Origin of the sequence: Clostridium cuniculi, from assembly GCF_004353185.1 — a bacterium.
Lineage (GTDB): Bacteria > Bacillota > Clostridia > Clostridiales > Clostridiaceae > Clostridium > Clostridium cuniculi.
This window is the reverse complement of record NZ_SMUS01000014.1, coordinates 55,053-73,557: the sequence shown is the minus strand read 5'-3', so window position 1 is coordinate 73,557 and position 18,505 is coordinate 55,053. Positions and strand designations below refer to the sequence as shown.

Genomic DNA, 18,505 nt, shown 5'->3' with positions numbered 1-18,505 from the left:
TTATATATTATACTCTTTTTAAGTAAAATTAACAAATAGTAATAATAGTGATAATAAATGTTTTATATTTAATTTTTTATATAAAAAAGTAGTAGGTTAATTTAACCTACTACTTAAATTAATCGTTATAGATAAATTTCGAATATAAATTTAGTTATACCCCTTAGGGTTGTTACTTTGCCATCTCCAAGAGTCTTCACACATTTCCTTAATTCCTCTTTCAGCTTTCCATCCTAATTCTTCATTAGCTTTCTTAGGATCTGCATAGCATGTCGCTATATCTCCAGCTCTTCTAGGAGCTATTTCATAAGGAATTTCTCTTCCCGATGCTTCACTAAAAGCTTTAACAACATCTAATACTGAATACCCATTACCAGTACCTAAATTATAAGTAACAAGCCCTGGATTAGTTGCTAATTTCTCTAAAGCTTTAACATGACCAACTGCTAAATCTACAACGTGGATATAATCCCTTACCCCTGTTCCATCATGAGTTGGATAATCATTACCAAATACTCTAAGTTGTTTTAATTCACCAATAGCAACTTTAGTAATGTATGGCATTAAATTATTCGGAATTCCATTTGGATCTTCTCCTATTATTCCACTCTTATGTGCTCCTACTGGATTAAAGTATCTAAGTATTGCTATATTAAGTTGTTTTTCAGCTTTAGCAATATCTCTTAACATATCTTCAATCATAAGCTTAGTACTTCCATATGGATTAGTTGTTGATAATGGAGAATCTTCTGTTATTGGAACAACCTTCGCATCTCCATAAACTGTTGCAGATGAACTAAATACAAAGTTTCTACATCCATATTTTTTCATAGCTTTTAATACTACTAATGCACTTGTTAAGTTGTTATAGTAATATTCTAATGGTTTTTCTACTGATTCACCAACTGCTTTAAAAGCTGCAAAGTGAATAACTGAATCTATTTTATTATCTCTAAAAATTTCTTCTGTCTTTTCTACATCTGTTAAGTCAACATTATAAAACTTAACATCTTTACCTGTTATTTCTCTTATTCTATCTTTAACAAGTTCTTTACTATTACTTAAATCATCAGCAATTACAACATCATATCCTGCATTTAAAAGTTCTACTGTTGTATGACTTCCGATATATCCCATTCCACCTGATACTAAAACTGCCATATACAATTTCCTCCCAACAAAAGTTTTATTTTCCTCATAAATATTATATAACAACTAAATGTAATTTAAAATATCTTTTTTAAATTAATTAACAAAGTTTTTAATTTATTCTATATTATAACAATTTAATTAATTAAATTTTATTAAAAACATTAATTCAATTTTATTAATTATACCTTAATCTTTTATATGATTTTCTAGCCAGATAATTAACATTTTAATTTATATATTAATATATATTTTTATAGTATAATTACTATGTAAATTATAATCACTATGTTTAATGAACTTAAGGGGGAACTTATGAAGAGAAAATTATCAACAACAAAAAAGGTACTAATTAGCATCTTATTAATATTTGTACTAATAATTTCTTTATTCATTTTTGCATTTAATCATTTTAGTTCAAAGGTTGAAAGAGTAGAAATTGATAGAAGTGCTGTTACTGAAACTGGTAAAGAACCAGCTAAAGAAGATGAAGATGTTATTTCTATTGCTTTATTCGGTACAGACTTTACTGAAAATGAGAAATACGGAAACTTATATGGTGCATCTGATGCTACTATGATATTAGGAATTGATACTAAAAATAACAGACTTAAACTTTTCTCTCTTATGAGAGATCTTTATTTAGACTTACCTGATGGTAGTGGTAATAAACAAAACTTAAATTATACTATGGCATATGGTGGTCCTGAACTTATATTAAAAACTATTAATTATAATTTTAATTTAACAGTTGATAAATTTATTCATGTAAGCCTACACACTCTACCAACTATAATAGATAAACTTGGCGGTATTGAATTAAATATAACAAGTGATGAATTAAATTATATAAATAGTTACATAACTAATATTGATAATGAAAATGGTACAAACACTGAAAAGATAACAACTGCAGGACTTCAAACTTTAAATGGTACTCAAGCTGCCGCTTATTGTAGAATAAGATATACTGAAGGCAGAGATTTTAAAAGAACAGAAAGACAAAGAGAGGTTTTAACAGCTTTATTTGAAAAATTTAAAACTGCTTCAATTACCGATTTAGCTACTATGATGAATGACATATTACCATTAGTTTCAACTAATCTTACTAATACTGAAATAATGTCAATAGCAAGTAAGGTTTTAAGCATGGGTGTACCAACAATTGAGCAATCTAGATTCCCACTTGATGGTAAATCTGAAATGATTGCAACTGATATGCTTCACCTAACAACTGATATAGAAGAAACTACTAAAGATATACATAATTTCTTATATTCTTTAGACTAATTTTATATCTATAATCACCTATAAAAGAAATACTGATTTAAGTATTTTTTATAGGTGTTTTTTATATTATATTAATAAATTTTATTCTTCTATTAAAATAAAGTTATATAATAACTATTATTTATATTGATATAAATATAGCTCCAATTATTATACACACAATTCCATATATTTTTACTTTTGTTATCTTCTCTTTTAAAAAGTAATAAGCAATTACTAAAGACCAAATATATGTTATAGAGGTTAATGGAAGCACCACTGAATACGGCAAATACTTTAAGACTATTATATTTAATACAGCAGAAATTAGATATGAAAATCCTCCAATATATAAAAATGGAGACAGTATAATTCCAGATATTCCTTCCTTCCCTGTAGATTTCTTTAAATAAAAACCTCCAAATGCTCCTAATAATGTTCCAATTAAAAGCAGTAAATATATAATAACATTATTCATCTCCTACCCCCATTAGTATTACCCCTATTAAAATAAATATTATAGCTATAACTTTAAATATGGTAATATTTTCTCCCAATAAAAAATATCCAATAAACAATGCTACTACATAGCCTATACTCATCATAGGATGTAATACTGATAAACTCCCAAACTTAAATGCTATTATCATTAAAATAGCACCAATCCCATATAAACTAAATCCAATTAATAACTCTATAATTTTACTTCCTTCTGATATCTTCCAGAAATATTGTCCAAATGCAGTAATAACAGCAGAAGTTATAATCATTATTATTCCTATTTTATTTTTTCTTAACGACTCTAATAGCTTTTCCATTTATTTATTTCCTTTGCATTTCTTTATAGTTATTTAAATACAATTCATAATTTCTTTTAGTTGTTGCAGAAATTGTATCTAAAATCAATCCACAAGATAATGATGTTACTGATACTACTATAAATCCTACTGCTAATATTGCTGAAGGCACTTTAGTAATAAATCTAGTTAAAACAAATTCTGCAATTACTGGTATTCCAACTAATAATCCTAAAACTAATGAAAAAATGCTTATTGATCCAAAGAAAAGTAATGGTTTGTAATCTTTAAATAGTTCTAATAATGTCTTTATTACTCTATATCCATCTCTAAAGGTATTTAATTTTGATTCACTTCCATCAGGTCTATCTCTATATTCTATTGGTATTTCTTTTAATCTAAACTTTTTATCTAATGCGTGAATACTCATTTCAGTTTCTATTTGAAACCCTTCACTCATAACAGGCATTGTTTTAACAAAAAATCTATTAAAAGCTCTATAACCTGTCATTATATCTTTTATTTCATTTTTAAATAATAATCCAATAAGTCCTTGTACTAAATTATTTCCTAAATTATGAAATGCTCTCTTATTTTCTTTTTCATATGTTCCATTAGATAATCTATCTCCAATTACCATATCCGCTTCATTATTAATAATAGGTTGTATAAGCTCCCTTGCAGCTTCTGCAGGATAAGTATCATCACCATCCACCATAATATAAATATCAGCATCTATATCTCTAAACATTGCCCTTACTACATTACCTTTTCCTTGTCTACTCTCTTTAACTACAATTGCTCCATGATCTCTTGCTATTTTTCCAGTATTGTCTTTAGAATTGTTATCATATACATAAATATCTGCTTCTGGTAACTCTCCCTTGAAATCATTTATAACTTTTGCAATGGTTAATTCCTCATTATAACAAGGTATTATTACCGCTATTTTCATATTTATTCCTCCAAAATTTAATTCTATACTTTAATATACTAACTTATAAATTCTATTACCATCGACTTCACTATGGTATATTTCTTCAAACTGTATATTACCATCATTTAAAATATTACTTAAATCATTTTTAGTAACAATATATTTAATATTTAAATCTTCTAATTCATTAACGTTTAATTCTATTTCAAATGCATCTAAATGCTCTAAAACAAACTTAGTCTCCTTTGTTGTTAAAGTAATCTTTATATGAGCATATCTATTATAAATTTCTTCATCATCATAATTTTCACTAATTTTTTCCCATGTTGATAATGCTGGATAAAAATGAGTTCCATTTATTGCTTTAGCTCCATTTGCATATATAAACTCACCCTTTGCTTCCTCACCCTCTGCAAGCCAAAGTGAATCAGGATCACTTTCCTCTATTTCAATAATAGCCTTTGATAATGTTTTATTATATATTGCTCCAACACCCTTTACTATCGGATTAACTGTCATTCCTGACATAAATATAAGTGCTGCCATCATTACAAAAAATATTTTTTTCCATCTTACAAAAATAGAAATATTAATTATTAAATAAATAGCAAATAATATAATTAAATATTTTAAATTCATATATTCTCTATATGGAGACTTTAATATTAATACTCCATATACAGAGAAATTAACTAATGCTATTATAGCTCCTACTAATGGTGATACTATTTTTTCTCTAAATATAACTCCTATAGCCCATACTGATAATAACATTGCAGTAAAACTAAACATTAACATCATTCTATCTGTTGGAACATAACTTAAGAATGTTATCTTTGCTATAGTTTCGTTAAATGATACTATAGTCCAAATGAATTCTAATAATGCTACTACAAATAAGGAAATACCAAGTCCTATATTTTTAACTTTTTTTCTTATAGCAATAAATAATACTATTGCTGAACCTATAAAGAAGTTAATAAATGAACTTACCTCACAATTATTTAAATAATTTATATCTTTAAATGGTGTATATGCATTAATCATAAATTCTGAATATCTAAATAATTCTACTCCCCCACCAATAGATACTCTTTTTCCTGGATATACTGTTTCTAATGTAGCTTTTATTGCCTCCATAGATGTTAATAAGAATTGTCCTAATACAATTCCAATTATTAAAATTATCATTGAAATAAAAATATAATCATTCTTTTTTAATTTAGGTCTTTTAAATGTTCCAAAGTATATTACAGCCATGAATACTAATATAAGATATGCTAAAGGTACCTGAAATGCTGGATAAATTACTAATGCAAATCCAATAGAACTAAATGCAAACATAAGTGAAAAGGCTAGCTTCTTCCACTTATTCTTATCTATATTTTCTACATATTTATAAAAAGCAACTATCATTGCTAATGTAAAAAATATTGTATCTCCCACATGTTGCATAAACCACCATTGTATAGCTGGTGAAAATGTTATCCAAAAGGAAGATAGTATTGATAACACTTTCATCTTTTTTGTTAATATCATAGACAACTCAAAAGCTAATAACAATAATGCAATTGTTTTAAATGCCCAATACCATGATAAACCATATTCTTTACCTAATAATAAAAATCCCCAGTTAAAAGGCTTCCCTAGTATTGACAGGTTAGCTACCGGTGAATTATATGCTAAAATCATATTTAAACCATCATCCGTTATATTAGTATTATATAATGGATAAAACTCATCGGACATAGCCTGAGCCATATAATATGTTGTTTGCACCATCCATTCGTCACTTCTAATGGGTCTGTTAACACCTATTAGAACACTACTTTCTGTTGGGTCTATCAGTTCTGATGCATACATGTCCCAAGCACCAATAGAGCTCCCATTTATTTTAAACGTTACCAATAATATAAATATAAGGATTGCTATTAAAAATCTAAATTTTATTATAGTATCTATTATATTTATTTTATGCTTTTTTTCCCCTAAGTCCAACATATAAATATATAATCTCCTTTATTTAGTCATCTGAACAAATTTTTCATAGACAATTATACACTACTTTCATTTATAATTAAATAATAGATTTTCTATTTAACCTTTTTATTGAAATTTTGTATTATATTTAAATTTAGTAATATTCAATATTCTATTTTTACTTTTCCTTATTAAAAAATATTGAGTCTATTAATAATGAAACTACTACACAAGAAAATAAAACTAAGAATATTATACTCAACACCCTATTCATATTTTTACTTTTTATTGCACTAACAGTATTTAAATTCTCATTATTATTCACAGTAGAATTACTATTATCACTTGAGTTGCTATTTTTAGCTACTTCTTCATCATTTAAATCACTTTTATTATAATCATCACTTTCAGTTACCCTACTAGAGTTATTACTATCACTACTATTTGTGTTTTCATCATTGATAATAGTATTTTCAATTATATAACTTTTCAACTCCTCATAATCTTCAGATGTAAGGGGAGATTCCTTATAATTTTCATAATATCTTTTTACATCATCTATATCGCATTTAATTAATGTTAACTTACTATTCTTATCTTTTAATACAACTTCCTTACTTGACAAATCCAAATCTAAGTTAATATTTAACTCATCTGCTATATTTAAAGCTTCCCCATAAACATTAAGTAATTCTGTAAGTGTAAAATCACTATAATCTTCTTTTTCCTTTATTCTTGAAATAATATTATTTGCTTCCTCTAATAAGTTTTTGCTTTCTTCATCACTAAGTTTTAAATTAGTAATATAATTAATAATATTATCACTATACTCCTCTGGAACCCCTACACTATCTAATTTTTCTTCTATTAAATTCAATGTCTCGCTATGTACATATATAATTGATATATTTAAGACTAAAAAAGCAATTATAAGTATTCTAAAAATCTTCTTCATATTAATTTGCTAACTCCTTTATAGATAAATTAATCTATCTTAATTATTGCCACAGACATACTAATTATTACATTGTAATAAAAATATTTATGTCCTAAATTTCTTTATTTTACCTTGTTTTTTACTAAATATATCTATTTTTATGATTTAATTACTTTGTAGTTGATATATCATTTATTTATATTAATTTAAATATATTTACTTAATTTGTTATTAAAATTTGTACATGCTATAATATTCTCATCATATTTTTAGGAGGGATTTTTTTAATGGACGATAGCTCGGGGAGTAGTATTATTCTTATTCTTATACTAGTAATAGTAAACGCATTTTTTGCATCTGCTGAAATGGCTATAGTATCAATCAACAAGACAAAATTAAATTTATTAGCTGAGGACAATAATAAGAAGGCAAAATTATTATTAAACTTACTTAAAGATGCTAGTGGATTCTTAGCTACAATACAAGTTGGTATTACATTTGCTGGATTTTTTGCATCTGCTTCAGCTGCAACATCAATTTCTAAAGGATTTGGAACCTATTTAAATAATTTAGGAGTTCCTTATGGTAATGATATAGCTTTAATATTAACTACCTTAATAATATCCTATATAACTTTAGTACTTGGTGAATTGGTACCTAAAAGAATAGCATTACAAAATGCAGAAAAGGTTGCTATGTTTAGTGTAAAACCTATAATATTTATTTCCAAATTTACAAAACCATTCGTATGGTTTCTCTCTATTTCAACTAACTCTATTTTAAGATTATTTGGAATAAAGGATAAATCTGGTGAGGAAAAAATATCAAGAGAGGAAATCAGAAGTTTAGTTGAACTTGGTGAAGAACAAGGTGCAATCAACCAAACTGAAAGAACCATGATAGATGGTATAATTAAGTTTGATGACATCTTAGCTCGTGAAATAATGACTCCAAGAACTGAAACATTTTGTATTGAAGCTAATTCTAATGTTAAAGAAAATATAAATTTAATATTGCAAGAAAACTATTCAAGAATTCCTGTTTATGAAAATGATATTGATAATATTATTGGTGTCATTTATATGAAAGATATATTTTCAGAGATAATAAAAAAAGGAATCGAAAATGTTAATATTAAAAGTATTATTAGAAAACCATATGTAGTTCCAGAAACTAAGTCTATAGACATACTTCTTAAAGAATTACAGGATTCTAAAAACCATATAGCAATACTTATAGACGAGTATGGTGGATTTTCAGGAATAGTTACCTTAGAAGACTTACTTGAAGAAGTAGTTGGCGATATTCAAGACGAATATGATGAAAAAATTGATTATATCGAAAAAATTGATGCTAACACTTATATAGCTACTGGATTAGTTAGCATTTTAAATTTAAATAAGCATTTAAATTTAGATTTTAAATCAGATTCTATAGATACTTTAGGTGGGTTAATAATTGAAAATATAAATACTGTACCTAATAAGTATATTAATAAAGAAATTACTATTGATTCCGTAAAATTTAAGATTTTGTCCGTAACAGGCAAAAGAATAAATAAAGTACAAATATCAATATTATAATATTAAAAATTACAATACCGTATATCCTAAATTGGTTATACGGTATTTTTTATTTATATCTATTTATTTTTAAAATATTCTACTATATGTTCAACAATTCTTGGACAAGCTTTTCCATCTCCATAAGGATTTACTGCATGAGCCATTTTATTATAAGCTTCTTCATCATTTATAAGTTCATCAGCAATATTAAATATATCTTTTTTCTTAATTCCTGCTAATTTCACAGTACCAGCTTCAACAGCTTCTGGTCTTTCAGTTTCTGTTCTTAAAACAATAACTGGCTTACCAAGGGCTGGTGCTTCTTCTTGTATTCCACCTGAATCTGTCATTATAAGATAACACTTAGCCATAAGGTTTGCAAAATCAACATATTCAAGAGGTTCAATTAAATGTATTTTATCCTCTACACCTTTAAAACTTTCATTTGCAAGTTCTCTTATTAAAGGATTTTTATGCATTGGGAATATTACATTTACATCCTGATTTTTAGTAACAAGCTCTCTAACTGCTGCAAATATATCTTTCATTGGTTCTCCCCAATTTTCTCTTCTGTGAGCAGTTAATAAAACTATTTTGTTATTTTCAAAATCTATATTATTTAAATTTTTATCATCAAATTTATGATTTTTATCTACAACACTAAGCAAAGCATCAATTACAGTATTACCAGTTATGTATATATTTTTATATATATTTTCTCTTTCTAAATTGGCTTTATTACTTTCTGTTGCTGAAAAATGTAAAGTAGCAATTGCTCCTGTTAATTTTCTATTAGCTTCTTCAGGAAATGGAGAATAAATATCTCCAGTTCTAAGTCCTGCTTCAACATGTCCTATTGGTTTTTGATTATAGAAAGCCGCTAATGCTCCATTTAATGTTGTTGAAGTATCTCCATGTACTAAAACTATATCAGGATTACATTCTTTTATTACTTTATCTACACCTGTTAAAACCTTGTTAGATACATCAACTATTGTTTGTCCATGTGACATTACATTTAAATCATACTGTGGCTTAACATCAAAGATCTCAAGTACTGTATCAAGCATTTCTCTATGTTGAGCTGTAGCACATACAATCGATTCTATTCTATCATCCTTCTCTAAAACTTTAACTAAAGGACACATCTTTATTGCTTCTGGTCTTGTTCCAAATACGCTCAAGACTTTTATCTTACTCAATATCCTTACCTCCTAAGTAAACTCTAATATTATTATTCCCTATCTAAATAACTTCCTACTACTATTAATATTACAGGAATAAAATATGAAAACATATTTGTTATTATATGAAATCCAAAGTAACTAGATGATATATTTACACTAACAAATCTAATTAATGTAAATGCTACAACAACAACTATCGGTGCTATTATTCTAATCTCTCTTTTTAATTTCATAAAATTATTAAATAACAATGCTGCTAATGCAATAATTATTATTGGTTCAATAAAACCTAAAATAAATTCTATAATGTAAAATAGCGTTCTAAAAGCTCCATAATATCTAGCTGAAAATATAAGCTCTTCAAAGAAATATGGTATTATACTAATACTGTCTGCTACTTTAGGTATCAATAATACAATAGCAATTATTCCAAGAACATAATTAACTATTTTGGGACTCTGAGTAATCTTATTTGTAGCTTCTTTAAAATCTTCAGACTTGGAAAAATCCTTTACTAAGTTTAATGTATTATTTGTAGCTTCAATTGTTGCATCTACTGCTTTATCAGCATATTCCTTAACTTTATCTGAATTTATAGTGCTTCCATTATTATAATTGTTATTTCTATTATTATAAATATTGCCACCATTATTATCTGAATACATTTCAGAAACACAATCCTTACAGTAATACTTATTATTTATTTTTACTTTACACTCTTCGCATATAAGCTTGTGGCATCTCACACACATTCCCACTGCTTCTCTTTCTCCATGATTTGAACAATTCATACCTTTTTAACTCCCCCTTTTTATTATTAATCTAATATTAAATTACCCTTTGAGTCAGTGAATTTTTTACAAGCAATTAATATAAAATCTATTAAAGTCCATATTCCAAATCCACCAAAAGTAAATAATTGCAATATTCCTGTCCCTATTTTTCCTACATAAAATCTATGAACTCCTATAGTTCCAACAAAAAGACATAATAATAATGTTACTAACCAACTCTTTTGTGTTGGCTTACCTGCATAATAGTTGTTATAACCTTGTTTATTTATTCTATTATAATTATACTTGTTATATTTATATCCACCATTTAGATCAAATACTCCACTTTCTATACATGTTTTACATACTGCTTTTCCATTTATATTAACCTTACATGCATCACAAATAAATCTTCCACATTCTGTGCATGCAGCTACTACCTCTTTATCATTATGATAATAACAATTCATACTATTGCTCTCTCCTTAAATCAAAGTGATAAACCCTACTTTTTTTACTTTATATTATTCATATTTATAATTATATCATACAATTTAAGCACTAGGAAAAGATAATTGCAAGACTAAAATAATCTACCCCCATGAATCTAAATCTAAGATCCATAGGGGGCAACCACTTTATATTTCTATTTCAAAAACAGTTTGATATTTTCTTTTAAGAGATCTATTTAACTTAATAGTTCCATTATGCATTTCTACTATAGTTTTAGTTATTGCAAGACCTAGTCCAGAACCTTGCTTGGTATTTCTTGATTCATCTCCAACAATAAATGGTGAAAATATATCATTAATTATCTCCTGCGGAATACCAACCCCATTATCTGCAATAATAATTTTATAGCCCTCTTCCTTATTACTTAATGCAACATAAATTTTTGTTCCTACAGGATTATGCTTCATAGCATTTCCTAAAATATTATCTAAAACCCTTTGAAATTGTATTTTGTCAATTTTACATTTCATTACTTTTTCAGGAATATCTACTTCAATATTAAATCCATTTTCTAAAATATCTTCATATTTAATTGCTATATATTCTCTTAGATATTCAGCTAAATCTACATCTTCAAGAACTAACTTAAAGTTTGGATGCTCTAATTTGCTATATTCATAGAAAATATTAATAAGCTCTGTTAGACGGTTTGCCTTAGAATAAATTATATTAAAGTATTTTTCATATTCCTCAGGTGAAATAATTCCATCAGCTAATGCCTTAGAATAACCTTGAATTGTAGTTATTGGAGTTTTTAAATCATGGGAAATATCAGCTAGCATACTCTGCTTGTCTTTAATTAATTTATTTCTTTCTACTTCACTGCTTTCTAACTTATTCACCATAACATTAAAACTTTCACAAATTTCAACAAACTCCTTAGGCCCTGAATAAACTATTGGCTCATTATTTTTTCCTTCTGATAAAAGTTGCATTGCTCTATTTAACTTGTTTAAAGGTTTTTGAACTTTCTTTTTTAAAAATAATCCAAAAATAATAATACATATTATACAAGCTACAAAAAATAATCCGAAGGAAATATTATTTAATTGTCCAAAGCTTTTATATAAAGCTTCTTCATTAATTCTTTTTTCCTTTATAATTACCGTTCTACTTTCCCCATTCCCATTAATATAAGTGTACTTCATCGGATAATACTCCTTTGGATAATCACCAGTTATATATCCTAATTCTTCCTCTGTATATGAAGTACTATTATCAGAATTATTACCTACCTGATATACAACATTTAGATTATTATCTAATACTTTAAACCAACTTTTATCAGGCTCATAATAAGCTTCTCCCCTTTCATCAAAATCATAAGGAGTTGATATTATCATTTTATAAACATTATTATCTTCATCTTTAAAATCATATATGGTTGTGTAAATACAATCCTCTTCATAATCATGAATAAGATTTAATTCTCTCTCTGTGTATTTATGATTATTATTAGATGAACTATAAATAATATTATTGTTTTCATCTAGTATTTCTATTTCTCCATTAAGACCAGCTATAGATTTTACATTTAACTTATCAAACTTTTCTTCTAAAAGTAACTTTTTATCATTCTCGCTTAATCCTAATCCAAGTTCAGAATTTTTCTCAAAAAATATTAACAATAGACAATTTATTATTACCCAAATTATCATAATTATTATACTGAAAAATATATAGTTTCTTATTAATAATAAAAATATACTCCCGCGCTTTTTCCTAGAACTTTCCAAATTTATAACCTAACCCCCTAATTGTTTTTACGTATATAGGATTTTTAGGATCTGACTCTATTTTTTCTCTTATTCTATAAATATGAACCATAAGAGAATTATCATCACTTTCATAATATTCACCATTTATACATTTATATATTTGTGCCTTAGTAAAAACTCTTCCTGGCTTTTGCATTAATAACGCTAATATTTTATACTCAGTTGGTGTAAGCTGAACTTCTACTCCATTTTTACTTACAATTCTAGCTCCATCATCTAAAGTAATTTCGCCAACAGTTATAATACTATCCTCTTCTAGACCTGTATCCTTAAATTCATAGCTCCTTCTTAAAAGAGACCTTACCCTTGCAACTACTTCTAAGGGATTAAAAGGTTTAGTTAGATAGTCATCTGCTCCTAAATCAAGGCCTAGAATCTTTTCACTATCTTGATTTCTAGCTGAAAGAATTAAAATTGGTATTCTACTTATTTCTCTTATCTTTTTAGTAAGCTCATATCCATTCATCTTAGGCATCATTATATCTAAAATAGCTAATGAGATTTTATTTTGTATAAGCTTTTGAAAAGCCTCTTCTACATCTGTTGCTAAAATTATTTCATAACCCTCCTTTTCTAGATATAATCTTAATAATTCAATAATATCTTCATCATCTTCTGCAATTAAAATTTTATTTGACATATTACATTTTCTCCTTATACATTACTCATATCTTAATGCATCAATAGGATTCAATTTAGCTGCCTTACTTGCTGGATAATACCCAAAGAATACACCAATTCCCATACAGAATCCAACTGCACCTAAAATTGCACTTACATTAGGTTTGGCTGCATATCCCATTATACTTGCACCTATAGACCCCAACATAAATCCTAATATAATTCCTATTATACCTCCAATTATACATATAATTATAGCTTCAACAATAAATTGAATTAATATAACCCCTCTACCAGCCCCTAATGCTTTACGTATACCAATTTCCTTAGTTCTTTCAGTTATTGAAACCATCATTATATTCATAACTCCAATTCCACCTACTAATAATGAAATTGCCGCAACAGCACTAATAGCTAATTTAACACTATTAATCATCTTATTTGCTGATTCCATCATAGACTCCATACTATATCCAACTGGAACTATATTCTCATTTCTTTTATATTCATTAGCAAAGAACTCATTAGTTATATTTAAAACATCTTCTACATTTGCATTAGTGCTAGGAAGTATTGTTAAGGAATCATATCCTTTGCTTCCACCAGTAATATTTTTAACAACTGAAATTGGAATATATAAACCTGTAGTTGTTTTTTCATTTCCAGAGTTTACTCCCATATTGCTACTTCTATCGAATTCATAAACCCCAGAAATATATACTCTAACCATATTATCTCCTACTGTTATTTCAAAACTCTTTCCTAATGCCTCTTCATATGTATATTGATTTCCAAAATAATCATCTACAAAAACATCACTAACTACAGCAATTTTTCTAAATCCCTTTATATCATTAGTTGAAAGAACTCTTCCAGATAAAAGCTTAATATTTTCAACTTTAAAATAACCATCATTGACGCCATATATATCAATATTAGCATTATTCTTTCCATTACTAATATTATTAGTTCCCACATTTTCAGAAATAGATATGCCCTCTATTTTATCTCCCAGTGTATTTTTATATTTATCTAACATTTCATCTGTAATATTATCCTGCTCTGTTGGTTCTACATAGTTAAAACTCTCCATATCAAAATCTTCTGACTCATCATATGTATTTTTTTGATCTAAATATACATTTATATTTCTAGCTCCAAATCCAGACATTTCATCAGTTATAGAACTGGCTAGGGAATCACCAATTGTTACAATTGTTATTACTGAAGCTATCCCAATTATTATTCCTAGCATAGTTAAAATTGAACGTAACTTATTTGCTAATAAACTACTTATAGATAACTTAATATTTTCAAGTAACCCCACTAAAGACTCCCTCCCTTTCTATCATCTATAATTCGTCCATCTTTTATAGTTATTACACGCGGACATTCTTCTGCTAACTCTTTACTATGAGTTATAAGAATTATTGTCTTTTTTTGCTTTATATTTAATTCATGAAAAATATCCATAACAATACGACTTGTTTCGCTATCTAAAGCTCCAGTAGGCTCATCTGCCAGTATTATAGACGGATCATTTGCTAAACTTCTAGCAATTGCAACTCTTTGCTTTTGTCCTCCTGAAAGCTCATTGGGCTGATGATTACATCTTTCTTCCATGCCTACCTTTTTAAGAAGTTCCATGGCTCTTTCTGTACGCTTTTTACTATTTATACCTGCATAAAGCATTGGTAACTCTACGTTTTTGAGAGCTGAAGTTCTTCCTATAAGATTAAAATTTTGAAAAACAAAACCTATCTTTTGATTTCTTATATTATTCATATCTTTTTCTGATGCATTTTTAACATTAATTCCATCTAAATAATATTCTCCTTCTGTTGGCTTGTCCAAAACTCCAATAATATTCATTAATGTAGATTTTCCTTATCCTGACTCTCCTACAATAGCAACAAATTCACCTTCATATATCTTTACATCAATTCCATGAAGAATCTCAAGTTCATTAGGTTCTCCAATATAATATCTCTTTATTATATTCTTCATATCAATAAGAAGTTTTTTATCTTTAAGATTCTCCATTAAAGAATTCCCCCTCATTAATATCAGACCCTTCATTACTTTCACTATTATACTCTGAATTATCGTCTGAATCATAAGCAGCATAAGCATTAATCTCCATGCCTTCTTTTATATTACTTCCATTAATCTCTACATAGTAATCATCTCTTTCACCAACAGTAACTGGAACTTCTTTAAAATTTCCATCTGATTCTTTTACAAGTATTGAAGGATTATTATCTATATTTTTTATAGCATCAATAGGTGCTAATATAACATTACTTTTACCTGAAATAATTATTTCAGCCTTTGCATTAGTTCCAATAAATAATCCTGAAGCATTTGTTATAGCTATCTCAGCAACAAACCCTTTTTTATCACCTTCACTAGCTACTGGAGATATTCCTACAAGCTCCCCATCAACTTTATCAGTTAATGTATCACTACTTATTTTAGCTTTCATTCCAGTGCTAACTTTTTGAATATCATATTCTGCTATATTAACTTCAAGAATAAGATTATCTGTAGATTGAATTGTTGCAATTGTACCATCTGTCATACTTCCAACATTAACTTTAAGTTCTGTTATTTTTCCACTAGTTTCAGCTTTTAAAACTGTGCTATTAAGCTTTTCTTTAAGTTCTTTTAGTTCCTCATTATCATTAAGCTTTTCTATTTGAATACTAGCTTCAGTTATACTAGCTTCTAATGTATCTACTTCTGATTTATTACTATTTACTATGCTTGTCTTATTAGCTACTGCTTCATCATATTGTGCTTTTGCAGAATCTCTTGAAGCAACTTTTTCATTATATGTATTTAATGCTTCATTATACTTATTGCTTATATTATCATAATCATAAAGCTCCTTAGCTTGATTTAGTTCCTCTTGTTTTCTGTTTAAATTTTCACTAGCCTCTATATACTTTTTATACTCTTGTGAATCAACACTTCCACCTGATTTTACCCAAGTTTCATAGGCTTGTTTCTTATAATTTTCTGCATTATCATAATTAGCTTGTTTATCTTTTATGCCACCAAGCATAATATTATATGTATTTTTTATACTATTAAAAATTCCTTCATAATTACTTAATTCTGCACTAGCTTTATTTAAACTATTAGCAGCTGCTTCAACTGCTTTATTTTGAATACTTAAACTTTGTGATTGTGTGTTTTTTAATGAATTTAATTGACTTATAAGCTTATTATAATTATCTTGTAAGGTTTTTCTTTGCTCTTCTAATTCTTTAGTTTTACTTTCAATTTCTTTAACAATATCACTATCATCTAAAACACAAATAACATCTCCAGCATTAACTATGTCTCCAACTTTTACATTAACAGATTTAACTTTTGCAGCTATAGATGATGATACATTAGAAACTTCTCCACTTTTTACATTTCCATTAACTATTATAGATTGATTTATTTCTCCTTTTTCAAGCTTAACAGTTCCTTCTATGCTTTCTAAATTTGATATTTGTAATTCAGTTTTTTGCCTAGCTTTTACTAACACTAATCCACCACTTAATATAAGTACTGCACTAGCTATAATTATGGCTTTTTTATTTTTTATTATTAACTTTTTTATATCACTTCTTTTCATATACCTTATACTCCTTATAACTCTATCTTTTATAAGGTAATTATAGAGTATAAAAATAAAGGTTTTATTTGTGAAACCTTAATATAATCTTAATAATAAATATCCCCAGGACAAAGGATTTAATCTCCTCATTCCTGGGGTTCCTATTGTTAACTATTTACTTTCTTCTTTATCCTACCTCAGGGGCAATAAAAATTCCTAATCTGCTAGTGCTCAGATAAAATTTTTATTTCCCTTGAGGAATCAAAGTGCTCAATACTTATAGTATGTTTTCTTTGTTAAAGTAAATTTAAATAATTGTAAAATTAAGATTAAAACTTTTAAATTTAATAAAAAACTAACTTCTTGATTATACTTCTTCATGATTATCTATTATTTCTTTATATTTATTATCATAATAATCATATTCTTCATTTAAACCATCACCTTCATAAAGTTTATTATAAAACTCCTCAACTTCATCGTCAAAATCACTTGCTGCCTTTAATAAGGCAAAAACAACTACACACACTAAACACATAAATCCAATAATTAAAATATATTTAATCAAATAATCACCTCTTATAATAAACAAATTTATTATAATTCTTCCCATATACACCTTAATATATTCCATATATTGGAGCATATTTTCATTTTAACTTTTACATATGTTAAGTATAAAAAATTTTACAATGACAAGAATAAAGTATATATAACTACGAATCAAAACTTAAATTAATTTTAATAAAGGTAGGTAATTTCAATGACTGACTTTAACACAAGTAAAACTAAAGAAAATCTATTAAAAGCCTTTGCAGGTGAAAGCCAAGCAAGAAATAGATATACATTCTCTGCATCGGCTGCAAAAAAAGAAGGATATCCTATTTTAGAAGACTTATTTAACTATACTGCAAATCAAGAAAAAGCTCACGCTGAACAATTTATGGCAAAGTTAAAAGAGTTTTCTGGTGAAGAATTAGAAATAACTGGTTCATATCCAGTTGTTGTAGAAACTAGTACATTAACTTTGTTAAGACTTGCTGAAAAACATGAAAATAATGAATTTGAACATGTTTATCATGAATTTGCTACAATTGCTAAAGAAGAAGGTTTTCCAGATATAGAAAAATTATTTACTAATATTGCTTCTGTTGAAAAAATTCATTCTGATAGATTTAAAAAATATGCTGATATGCTAGAAAAGGGATCATTATTTAAAGATACTGCTAGTGCTGCATGGATGTGTACTAATTGTGGATTTATTTATGAAGGTCAGGAAGCACCTTTAAAATGTCCAGTTTGTGAACATCCGCAAGGATACTTTATTAGATTCCCAGAATCTCCATTTGAAAAATAAAAGCTTACTAAAAAAATACTCTCTTACTT

The 18,505-nt window shown here is 27.0% G+C and carries 17 protein-coding genes and 1 pseudogene; 3 read left to right on the top strand and 15 right to left on the bottom strand.

The window, feature by feature from the left end:
- Nucleotides 1–150 precede the first annotated feature (150 nt).
- A complete protein-coding gene (galE, locus tag EJJ37_RS09115; RefSeq protein ID WP_133015270.1) occupies nt 151–1,161 on the bottom strand; it encodes a UDP-glucose 4-epimerase GalE in 1,011 nt (336 codons plus the stop codon).
- Nucleotides 1,162–1,464: 303 nt separating this feature from the next.
- Between galE and EJJ37_RS09110 the strand changes: the two genes are divergently transcribed.
- On the top strand, nt 1,465–2,439 hold the full coding sequence (locus EJJ37_RS09110; RefSeq protein WP_133015269.1) for an LCP family protein: 975 nt from the start codon (nt 1,465–1,467) through the stop codon (nt 2,437–2,439).
- Nucleotides 2,440–2,560: 121 nt separating this feature from the next.
- Here the strand turns inward: EJJ37_RS09110 and EJJ37_RS09105 are convergent, their stop codons facing one another.
- The 5 genes from EJJ37_RS09105 to EJJ37_RS09085 all read right to left on the bottom strand — a co-directional run bounded on the left by EJJ37_RS09105 (nt 2,561) and on the right by EJJ37_RS09085 (nt 7,087).
- Nucleotides 2,561–2,896 (bottom strand): EamA family transporter, encoded by a 336-nt coding sequence (locus EJJ37_RS09105; RefSeq protein WP_133015268.1) that lies wholly within the window; start codon nt 2,894–2,896, stop codon nt 2,561–2,563.
- The gene (locus tag EJJ37_RS09100) at nt 2,889–3,236 is read right to left on the bottom strand and encodes an EamA family transporter (RefSeq protein ID WP_133015267.1); all 348 of its coding nucleotides are present in this window, start codon (nt 3,234–3,236) and stop codon (nt 2,889–2,891) included. The genes EJJ37_RS09105 and EJJ37_RS09100 overlap by 8 nt, the downstream gene beginning before the upstream one ends.
- Nucleotides 3,237–3,240: 4 nt before the next feature.
- Nucleotides 3,241–4,170, bottom strand: coding sequence for a glycosyltransferase family 2 protein (locus EJJ37_RS09095; protein ID WP_133015266.1), 930 nt, complete (start codon nt 4,168–4,170; stop codon nt 3,241–3,243).
- Nucleotides 4,171–4,200: 30 nt separating this feature from the next.
- Nucleotides 4,201–6,153: a DUF7657 domain-containing protein gene (locus EJJ37_RS09090; protein WP_133015265.1), complete on the bottom strand. Its 1,953-nt coding sequence runs from the start codon at nt 6,151–6,153 to the stop codon at nt 4,201–4,203.
- 157 nt (nt 6,154–6,310) lie between these two features.
- Entirely contained in the window at nt 6,311–7,087 is a 777-nt protein-coding gene (locus EJJ37_RS09085) for a hypothetical protein (RefSeq protein WP_133015264.1), read from the bottom strand.
- A gap of 269 nt (nt 7,088–7,356) precedes the next feature.
- Here EJJ37_RS09085 and EJJ37_RS09080 point away from each other — a divergent pair, with 269 nt between their 5' ends.
- Nucleotides 7,357–8,652, top strand: a complete 1,296-nt coding sequence (locus EJJ37_RS09080; RefSeq protein WP_133015263.1) for a hemolysin family protein — start codon at nt 7,357–7,359, stop codon at nt 8,650–8,652.
- Nucleotides 8,653–8,711: 59 nt separating this feature from the next.
- On the opposite strand, the gene wecB is transcribed toward EJJ37_RS09080, so the two are convergent.
- The 9 genes and pseudogenes from wecB to EJJ37_RS09035 all read right to left on the bottom strand — a co-directional run bounded on the left by wecB (nt 8,712) and on the right by EJJ37_RS09035 (nt 17,687).
- On the bottom strand, nt 8,712–9,836 hold the full coding sequence (gene wecB / locus EJJ37_RS09075; protein ID WP_133015262.1) for a non-hydrolyzing UDP-N-acetylglucosamine 2-epimerase: 1,125 nt from the start codon (nt 9,834–9,836) through the stop codon (nt 8,712–8,714).
- A 32-nt stretch (nt 9,837–9,868) separates the two neighbouring features.
- Complete coding sequence (locus EJJ37_RS09070; protein WP_133015261.1) at nt 9,869–10,612, bottom strand: B-box zinc finger protein; 744 nt, start codon at nt 10,610–10,612, stop codon at nt 9,869–9,871.
- Between the two features lie 26 nt (nt 10,613–10,638).
- Nucleotides 10,639–11,064 carry a TM2 domain-containing protein gene (locus EJJ37_RS09065; protein ID WP_133015260.1) on the bottom strand — a complete coding sequence of 142 codons (426 nt, stop codon included), beginning with the start codon at nt 11,062–11,064 and terminating at the stop codon, nt 10,639–10,641.
- 168 nt (nt 11,065–11,232) lie between these two features.
- Nucleotides 11,233–12,765: a HAMP domain-containing sensor histidine kinase gene (locus EJJ37_RS09060; RefSeq protein WP_166484723.1), complete on the bottom strand. Its 1,533-nt coding sequence runs from the start codon at nt 12,763–12,765 to the stop codon at nt 11,233–11,235.
- A 64-nt stretch (nt 12,766–12,829) separates the two neighbouring features.
- The gene (locus EJJ37_RS09055; RefSeq protein ID WP_133015258.1) at nt 12,830–13,525 is read right to left on the bottom strand and encodes a response regulator transcription factor; all 696 of its coding nucleotides are present in this window, start codon (nt 13,523–13,525) and stop codon (nt 12,830–12,832) included.
- Between the two features lie 21 nt (nt 13,526–13,546).
- On the bottom strand, nt 13,547–14,833 hold the full coding sequence (locus EJJ37_RS09050) for an ABC transporter permease (RefSeq protein ID WP_133015257.1): 1,287 nt from the start codon (nt 14,831–14,833) through the stop codon (nt 13,547–13,549).
- A pseudogene (locus tag EJJ37_RS09045) lies at nt 14,833–15,549 on the bottom strand (ABC transporter ATP-binding protein). The gene EJJ37_RS09050 and the pseudogene EJJ37_RS09045 overlap by 1 nt, the downstream one beginning before the upstream one ends.
- Nucleotides 15,536–17,137 (bottom strand): efflux RND transporter periplasmic adaptor subunit, encoded by a 1,602-nt coding sequence (locus EJJ37_RS09040; RefSeq protein ID WP_133015256.1) that lies wholly within the window; start codon nt 17,135–17,137, stop codon nt 15,536–15,538. The pseudogene EJJ37_RS09045 and the gene EJJ37_RS09040 overlap by 14 nt, the downstream one beginning before the upstream one ends.
- Before the next feature lie 349 nt (nt 17,138–17,486).
- Nucleotides 17,487–17,687, bottom strand: a complete 201-nt coding sequence (locus EJJ37_RS09035) for a hypothetical protein (RefSeq protein ID WP_133015255.1) — start codon at nt 17,685–17,687, stop codon at nt 17,487–17,489.
- 195 nt (nt 17,688–17,882) lie between these two features.
- Between EJJ37_RS09035 and rbr the strand changes: the two genes are divergently transcribed.
- Entirely contained in the window at nt 17,883–18,476 is a 594-nt protein-coding gene (gene rbr, locus EJJ37_RS09030) for a rubrerythrin (protein WP_133015254.1), read from the top strand.
- Nucleotides 18,477–18,505: the final 29 nt, after the last annotated feature.

Excerpts from the sequence above, each read along its gene's own strand:
- galE (WP_133015270.1), bottom strand. The coding sequence starts at position 1,161 with ATGGCAGTTTTAGTATCAGGTGGAATGGGATATATCGGAAGTCATACA.
- EJJ37_RS09110 (WP_133015269.1), top strand. The coding sequence starts at position 1,465 with ATGAAGAGAAAATTATCAACAACAAAAAAGGTACTAATTAGCATCTTA.
- EJJ37_RS09105 (WP_133015268.1), bottom strand. The coding sequence starts at position 2,896 with ATGAATAATGTTATTATATATTTACTGCTTTTAATTGGAACATTATTA.
- EJJ37_RS09100 (WP_133015267.1), bottom strand. The coding sequence starts at position 3,236 with ATGGAAAAGCTATTAGAGTCGTTAAGAAAAAATAAAATAGGAATAATA.
- EJJ37_RS09095 (WP_133015266.1), bottom strand. The coding sequence starts at position 4,170 with ATGAAAATAGCGGTAATAATACCTTGTTATAATGAGGAATTAACCATT.
- EJJ37_RS09090 (WP_133015265.1), bottom strand. The coding sequence starts at position 6,153 with ATGTTGGACTTAGGGGAAAAAAAGCATAAAATAAATATAATAGATACT.
- EJJ37_RS09085 (WP_133015264.1), bottom strand. The coding sequence starts at position 7,087 with ATGAAGAAGATTTTTAGAATACTTATAATTGCTTTTTTAGTCTTAAAT.
- EJJ37_RS09080 (WP_133015263.1), top strand. The coding sequence starts at position 7,357 with ATGGACGATAGCTCGGGGAGTAGTATTATTCTTATTCTTATACTAGTA.
- EJJ37_RS09070 (WP_133015261.1), bottom strand. The coding sequence starts at position 10,612 with ATGAATTGTTCAAATCATGGAGAAAGAGAAGCAGTGGGAATGTGTGTG.
- EJJ37_RS09065 (WP_133015260.1), bottom strand. The coding sequence starts at position 11,064 with ATGAATTGTTATTATCATAATGATAAAGAGGTAGTAGCTGCATGCACA.
- EJJ37_RS09060 (WP_166484723.1), bottom strand. The coding sequence starts at position 12,765 with ATGATAATTTGGGTAATAATAAATTGTCTATTGTTAATATTTTTTGAG.
- EJJ37_RS09055 (WP_133015258.1), bottom strand. The coding sequence starts at position 13,525 with ATGTCAAATAAAATTTTAATTGCAGAAGATGATGAAGATATTATTGAA.
- EJJ37_RS09040 (WP_133015256.1), bottom strand. The coding sequence starts at position 17,137 with ATGAAAAGAAGTGATATAAAAAAGTTAATAATAAAAAATAAAAAAGCC.
- rbr (WP_133015254.1), top strand. The coding sequence starts at position 17,883 with ATGACTGACTTTAACACAAGTAAAACTAAAGAAAATCTATTAAAAGCC.